The sequence below is a fragment of the Pseudomonas sp. 44 R 15 genome, assembly GCF_900004965.1.
Taxonomy (GTDB): domain Bacteria; phylum Pseudomonadota; class Gammaproteobacteria; order Pseudomonadales; family Pseudomonadaceae; genus Aquipseudomonas; species Aquipseudomonas orientalis_A.
On record NZ_CVTU01000090.1, the window covers coordinates 411,173 to 417,821 of the forward strand.

Annotated in this window: 7 protein-coding genes; 3 read left to right on the forward strand and 4 right to left on the reverse strand. The window is 59.0% G+C overall.

Annotated elements, in window-relative coordinates:
• Positions 1–155: 155 nt before the first annotated feature.
• On the reverse strand, positions 156–1,193 hold the full coding sequence (locus BFP93_RS14230) for a patatin-like phospholipase family protein (RefSeq protein WP_065886464.1): 1,038 nt from the start codon (positions 1,191–1,193) through the stop codon (positions 156–158).
• 217 nt (positions 1,194–1,410) lie between these two features.
• Between BFP93_RS14230 and BFP93_RS14235 the strand changes: the two genes are divergently transcribed.
• The 3 genes from BFP93_RS14235 to BFP93_RS14245 all read left to right on the forward strand — a co-directional run bounded on the left by BFP93_RS14235 (position 1,411) and on the right by BFP93_RS14245 (position 3,379).
• Entirely contained in the window at positions 1,411–1,689 is a 279-nt protein-coding gene (locus BFP93_RS14235) for a hypothetical protein (RefSeq protein ID WP_003238638.1), read from the forward strand.
• Positions 1,690–1,730: 41 nt separating this feature from the next.
• Positions 1,731–2,492: a CHAD domain-containing protein gene (locus tag BFP93_RS14240; protein WP_065893604.1), complete on the forward strand. Its 762-nt coding sequence runs from the start codon at positions 1,731–1,733 to the stop codon at positions 2,490–2,492.
• 89 nt (positions 2,493–2,581) lie between these two features.
• The gene (locus BFP93_RS14245) at positions 2,582–3,379 is read left to right on the forward strand and encodes an acyl-CoA thioesterase (protein ID WP_065893605.1); all 798 of its coding nucleotides are present in this window, start codon (positions 2,582–2,584) and stop codon (positions 3,377–3,379) included.
• 3 nt (positions 3,380–3,382) lie between these two features.
• Here BFP93_RS14245 and BFP93_RS14250 read toward each other — a convergent pair whose 3' ends face one another.
• The 3 genes from BFP93_RS14250 to BFP93_RS29265 form a co-directional block, all read right to left on the reverse strand.
• The gene (locus BFP93_RS14250; RefSeq protein ID WP_065893606.1) at positions 3,383–3,745 is read right to left on the reverse strand and encodes an Mpo1-like protein; all 363 of its coding nucleotides are present in this window, start codon (positions 3,743–3,745) and stop codon (positions 3,383–3,385) included.
• A gap of 113 nt (positions 3,746–3,858) precedes the next feature.
• Positions 3,859–4,248 carry a hypothetical protein gene (locus BFP93_RS14255; protein WP_065893607.1) on the reverse strand — a complete coding sequence of 130 codons (390 nt, stop codon included), beginning with the start codon at positions 4,246–4,248 and terminating at the stop codon, positions 3,859–3,861.
• A partial coding sequence (locus tag BFP93_RS29265; RefSeq protein ID WP_256095210.1) for an RHS repeat-associated core domain-containing protein occupies positions 4,248–6,649 on the reverse strand: 2,402 nt, incomplete at its 5' end. The genes BFP93_RS14255 and BFP93_RS29265, both read right to left, overlap by 1 nt.

Consider the following 6,649-nt stretch of genomic DNA (forward strand, 5'->3'; position numbering starts at 1 on the left):
ACGGATTCAAGCCTGCGTTCGGCCAGCGTGGTTTAACGGGGCGCCTGAGATCAAAAGCAGATCAAGATCAAGAGCGACTCGCTTCGCATCGTGGGTACCGTTGGCTGCTACGGCCTACAACGTTCCCGATGAGGGCATCCATAACAGCCAGAGTTTCAGGCCTGCTCACTCTCATACCGATCCAAGGTATCGCTGGCAATTTCCCGCCCCAGCGCGATCAACTCCGGAGCCTTGTAGAACTCGAAAAAACGGCACACTCGCTTTGGCACGTTGATCAGCACATCCGGCGGGTAACCGGCGATTTTGTATTGTGCCAATGACGTTTGCATCACTTCGAAACTCTGGTTGATCAGGTCCAGCAGTGAGGCGGGTCCGACATTGTCGATGATGAACGAGCCCGTGGCCGACTTCGGCGCGCCGGCTTTTTCCGGGGCGGCGGCGGGTTGCTGGGATTCGGGCTCGGCCGAGTCCAGCCATGGGTTGATCTCGGCGGCCTGGGCCTGCAAGGCTTCCTGCTCGAGCTTCATCAGTTGCTCGGCCTGTTTACGCCGAAACGGCAGGTGCGAGCCCAATGATTTGGCCAGGCTGTTGAAGCGGCTTTTGAATGCCGGCGGGCGCTGGATCACCGGCAGGTGATAGTGCTTCTGGTTGGTGGCGTTGAGGTTGACCGCAATGATCAGGTCGCAATGGCTCGACACCACCGGCACGATAGGCAACGGGTTGAGCAAACCACCGTCCACCAGCATGCGGTTGCCTTGCATCACCGGCGTGAACAGGCTGGGGATCGCTGCCGAGGCGCGCATGGCCTGGTGCAGGCAACCTTCCTGGAACCAGATTTCCTGCTGGTTGGTGAGGTCGGTGGCCACGGCGGTGTAGGGGATGCGCAGGTCTTCGATATTGATTTCGCCGACGATCTTGCGGATCTGCCCGAACACCTTTTCACCGCGAATCGCGCCCAGGCGAAAGCTCACATCCACCAGGCGCAATACGTCGAGGTAATCCAGGCTTTCGATCCAGTTTCGATACTCGTCCAGCTTGCCGGCGGCATAGATTCCGCCGACCACGGCGCCCATCGAGCAGCCGGCAATACAGGCGATGTCGTAGCCGCGTCGTTCGATTTCTTCGATCACGCCGATATGGGCGTAGCCCCTGGCCCCGCCGGAGCCCAACACCAAGGCAACACGTTTTTTCATGACCAGACCCTTCGCAAAACAGGTGCCCACAATGCACCCATCCAGGGGGCCGCTTCAATCCTTGGTGAGCCCTGAGAATATTTTTCCAGAATCGCTACGAGGCTCGGGTATGCTCTGGCAATAGGTACTACTGATTTCAGGCTAGGGACAAGGCACTTTTCCCTGTAGGCAACGTCTACAGGCTACGACAGATTTTGTATATTTTGAGGTGTCATCAATGAAAGCCTGGATGTGTGTACCTGTGATCCTGTTGGCCTTGGCGGGCTGTGCCGGGAAGACCGCGTATCGCGACAGCTGCGGGTCGCAGTTGGATGCCGCCTGGAAAGAACTGGACCTGGCCAAGGCCGAGGGCTTCGCCGGCACCGTCAGCTACTCCAAGGCGTTGTCGCTGTTGACGGGGGCCAAGACCCAGCAGCAATTCGAAGCGTTCGAAGGCTGCTCCAACAAGGCCGAGAAGGCGCGCTTCTATATTCGTGAGTCACGCGCCGGGCGTTGATCAGCCACGCATAGCATTTTTCATCGCAAAGGGAGGGCAGGATGTCAGCGCTGGTCAATCAGTTAGTTGCTCAGGTCATTGGCCTGGAAGTAGGGTTGCTGAGCTGCCAGGCTCGTCTTGCTGCCGTCACCGACGATGAAGCCCTGCATGATCTGCGCACCACGGTGCGCCGCCTGCGCAGCCTGTTGCGGCCCTTGCGCGGGTTGCCGGGTGTCGAACAGCTTGAATCCGCTGCCCGCACGGTCGGCCAATTGACCACCCCACTGCGTGACCGTGAAGTGCTGGCGGCGTACTTGCAACAGCACGGGCACCAGCAGGCGGCTGAGCGTCGTCTGCGCCTGCAGCCTGAGGCCTATCGCCAGGTGGCGCAAAGCCCGGAGCTGGCCCACCTGCTGCAGATCCTTGATGCGTTTCCACGCTTTATCCGTGCATCCCAACACCAGAAACTGCTCAAGGGCCTGCGCTCACGCATCCAGAAACGCCTGGCCAAGCAATGGAAAACCCTTGAGCACGCGCTCAAGGATCCAGAACATGATCGCCACCGTTTGCGCTTGCTGATCAAGCGTGTGCGCTATGCGGCCGAAGCGTATCCCGAATTGGACAAGCTGCCGGCCAACGCCGTGGCCGGTTTGAAAAAAGCGCAGGGTGCTCTGGGTGATTGGCATGATTGCTGGCAATGGCTGCTCCAGGCCGAGCACCAGGCGGACTTGCAGCCCTGCGTTGCGACCTGGCGTGCCGGCGTGGTCAAGGCCGAGGCACGGGCGGACCGTGTGCTCGACAAGCTCAGCGCCCATTGTTTCTGAACCGGTCCGGCTTTTGGCCGGAATAGGCGCTGTACCTGGCGGGGTGGATGGTTAAGATCCCCTCATCATTTGCTTGATGTGAGGTCGCCATGCGCTTTAGTGATTTGCTCGACGCTGCTCGCAGCCATCCGCTGGATGTCACCATTCCCGCCGAATGGGCCCAGGGCCGCGCCACGTTTGGTGGTCTGGTCGCCGCCTTGCAGTACGAGGCCTTGCGGGCGCAGGTGCCGGCCGACCGGCCGCTGCGCTCACTGGCGATCACCTTCGTCGGCCCGGTAGCGCCGGATGTGCCGGCCAGTTATGAAGTTGAAGTATTGCGCGAGGGCAAGGCCGTCAGCCAATTGCTGGGTCGTGTGGTGCAGAACGGTGAAGTGGCGACCCTGGTCCAGGCCAGTTTCGGTGCGGCCCGCCAGTCGGAAATCGACGTGGCGAGCGAGCCGCCACCGGTGTTCAAACATTGGAATGAATGCCAGGAACTGCCGTATATCAAGGGCGTCACCCCCGAATTCATGCGACACCTGGCAATGCGCTGGAGCGTCGGCGGCCTGCCGTTTACCGGCAATAAATCCCGTGAAATGGGCGGGTGGGTGCGTTTGCGTGGGGATGTGAAGGAAGAGCCGCTGACCGAGGCGCATATCCTCGCACTGGTCGATGCCTGGCCCCCGGCGTTGCTCCCGCACCTCAATAAGCCAGCGCCGGGCAGCACCCTGACCTGGACCATCGAGTTGGTCCAGCCACTGCACGACCTGACCACCCTTGACTGGTGCCAATACCACGTCAACATCGAACACGCCCGCGACGGCTATGGCCACGCCGCCGCCGCGCTCTGGAGCCCGACCGGCGAATTGATCGCCCTCAGTCGCCAGACCGTAGTGGTCTTCGCCTGACGCTCAACGCGGGTGGCGCTGGCGCCAGGCACGCCACCAGCCACCGCTGAGCACAAAGTGCGGGAACGTCACGAACTGCTCGACCACCAGGCGTTGCACCGCGTCCTTACGGTCGCTGAACGGCTCACTGGCCTGGGCTTCCAGGCTATGGCCGTGACGCTGCAACGCCAGGCCCGCCACGATCCCGATCACGCCGATGGCGACACTGACCAGGCTCAGGCTGAACACACCCGAGACGATCAACAGGAAGCCGATGATGAACAGCGGCACGGCAATCAGGTGCAAGGCCAGGTTGGCCGGGTGCTGATGGTTTTGTGGGTAATGACGCCATTGCCAGGCGGGGAGATTGGGGTGACGTTTGCCCATGATGGTGAATCCTCTGTCCGTTGAAACAACTTGGAGGGAGTTTAGGCGGGAGAGGGTGGGGCGGCGAATTGGGGTTGGCTATTGGAGTTATAGAGGAGGTGTGGTGAACCTCTTCAAGCCCAAATGACACAGTCATGATCATCCATGTGTACTAGGAACGTTAGTTGTCTATCCGTAATCCAGAATGGGTATCCAGAGGTCTCACCTAAAATCGACGTAATAGTTTGCGCGTCGTCAACTTCCCAACCTCTATATCTTGAATCAAACACCAGAAAAATCAGGTGCTTTTTGGGAGCGCGGTACTGTATTTCCTTCCAGAAACTAGGGTTGTGTTCCGTGCTTTTCTCGTTCAGTTCGACGGGGTCGAGCACGTTGCTCTGAAATTTGAAAAATCTTCTCGTAAGAGCATTTATCAGCGTTGTGAGTTCGTCCGGTCCAAGCTTTTTGGCATTGATGGCCATAGCTGCGCAGGCATCGTCTATTTCCTCTTCTAGGTAGTTCATCAGGGGGTACCAATTTTAGACCGGCTAACGGGGACCAGCTTTAGAAGTATATGGCCTCTTATGGCGCCGCCGCCGGCTCTCTTGCCTGGAGTTTGATAACCAATATGAGGCGATTTCGGACCTTCTTTGCTTGGAACAAGGGTGGGGTCGTCAATATTCACCTCTGCCCCTCTATTTGTGCCTTTTTGTACGCGCCATTCGGTCGGAAATGACTTCCCATGTTGGTCCTTGCCCCATTTGGATACGCTGTACTCATCCTTGGGTATGCCTGCTCTGCGGAAGGCCTCGTCCAAACCTCTACGCATTTGCTCGTAATTACTACCGTTTTTTTTGCGCCAGTCCAGATCGACATCAGAGTTGAACTTCCAAGTCTTTCCATTTTGGGACTGCGGACAATCTGTGGGTACACAAGCTAACCCTAATGGATCCACCCAACCCGTAGGATTGGGCACGTACTGGTAGGCATTGATCCCACCGGCCAGCTTTACCGGATCTGAGGTCAGGTAGCGGCCAATATCCGGATTGTAGTAGCGATGCCGGTTGTAGTGCAGGCCGCTTTCCTGGTCGTGGTACTGACCCTGGAAGCGCAGCGGGTTGTCGATTTTGCCGACGTCGAGGCGGCTGATTTCGCCGTAGGCGCGGTAGTGGGCGGACCAGACGATGTCGCCGTCGGGCGTTGTAAGTTCCTGCGGTGTGCCGAGGTGGTCGAGTTGGTAGTGGTAGGGCTTGGTCTCTTCTGGGCCGAAGCCTTCCAGCAGTGCCAGCGGACGGAAGCTGTCGGGTTCGTAGAGGTAGCTGCGATGGCGATCGGCATGGTGTTCGGCGATCAGCTTGTCGCCTTGCCAGAAGAACTCTGTGGTTTTCTCTTCGATGGTTTTGCTGATGCGTCGACCAAACGGGTCATAGCGATAGCTTGCGGTTTGGCCGTTGGGTTGGGTGACGCCGATCAGCCGGTGCTGGCAGTCGTAGCGGTACTCGGTGACCAGTTGCTGGCCCTTGCCACGCCGTTCTCTTATTAGATTTCCAAAAGCGTCATAGTCGTAATGGTGATCGCCTTGGATCATCAGACGATTGCCCGCCAGGATGTCCGGCCCCGGCCTGTCCTGCATGAGTAAATTACCGGCGGGGTCGTGGCCGAAACGCTCCTGCACATCCTGTGAATGATCGGCGCGGGTCAGGCGCTGGAGTGGGTCGTAGCAGTAACGGTGTTCGCCTTTGCGGGTGTCGAGCAGGCGGGCGAGGTTGCCGGCTCTGTCGTAGTCGTATTGGCGTTGGTAAAGGTGGTTTCCTTGCTGGGTGACGGCGTGGGCGTGCAGGCGGTTTTGGTCGTCGTAGTGGTAGTGGCTGAGCAGTTGGCCTTGTTGGCGTTGGTGTTCGCGGCCGGCGTGGAACAGGTGGGAGGTCAGCAGTGCGCCATTCAGCTCGACGGTGGCCAGGTGGCCGCCTTTGTCGTGGTTGAAGGTCAGACGGTTATTATCCGGCAGGCGTAAATGCTGAAGTTGGCCACAGGCGTCATAGCCATAGCGCAAGGTGCCCCAGCCCTGGTGCTCAGCAGTGAGGCGGTTTTGTTTGTCGTACTCGTAGGCCAGCGCCCATTGGCCGTCTTCGACACTGAGGAGGTTGCCTTGGCGGTCGTAGATGTAGTCGACCGTGTTGCCATCGGGCAGAGTTTTTCTTACAAGGCGACCGGCGTGGTCGCGCTCGTAACGGGTAACAAGCTGACTGCCGTCGTCGCCGTGTTCGGTCTTTTCCAGCAGGTTGCCGTTGAGGTCGTAGGCGTAGGCGGTGCGTTGGCCGTCGAAGCCGGTTTCCTGTCGGATCAGGCCGTTGGGGTGGTAGTCCAGTCGATAGGTTTCGCCGACTTCGTTTTCGATGGCAGTCAGCAGCAATCGAGCGTTGTCGTAGCGGTACTTGACCTGAGTACCGTCGGCGTTGATGCGGCGGCTGATCAGGTGCAGGCCGTCGGCGTATTCGTAGCGGGTGAGATGGCCGAGTTCATCGCGTTCGGCGATGATTTTTCCGTAGGGGTTGTAGCTGAATTCCCGCGTAGCGCCGTCCGGCAGTACCCAGCGAGTCAAGCGTCCTACAGCGTCCCATTGATACTGAGTCAGCGCGCCGTGCTCATCCTCACGCGACACTTGCCGGCCCAGATCGTCATAGCGATAGCGCTTGATGCCGCCATTGGGCAGCTGTTCTTCAACAAGCTGCCCACGCTCATTCCACACCAGCCGATGACAACTGTTGTCGGGATACCAGACCCCAGTCAGTTGCCCGCGCTTGTCGTAGCTGTAGTCGGTCGCGTTGCCCTCCGGATCAATCCTGCGGATGACATCGCCTTGCTCATTACGCTCGTATTTCCAAACCGCCTCACCACGCCGCACGACCCGTACGAAACCATTGT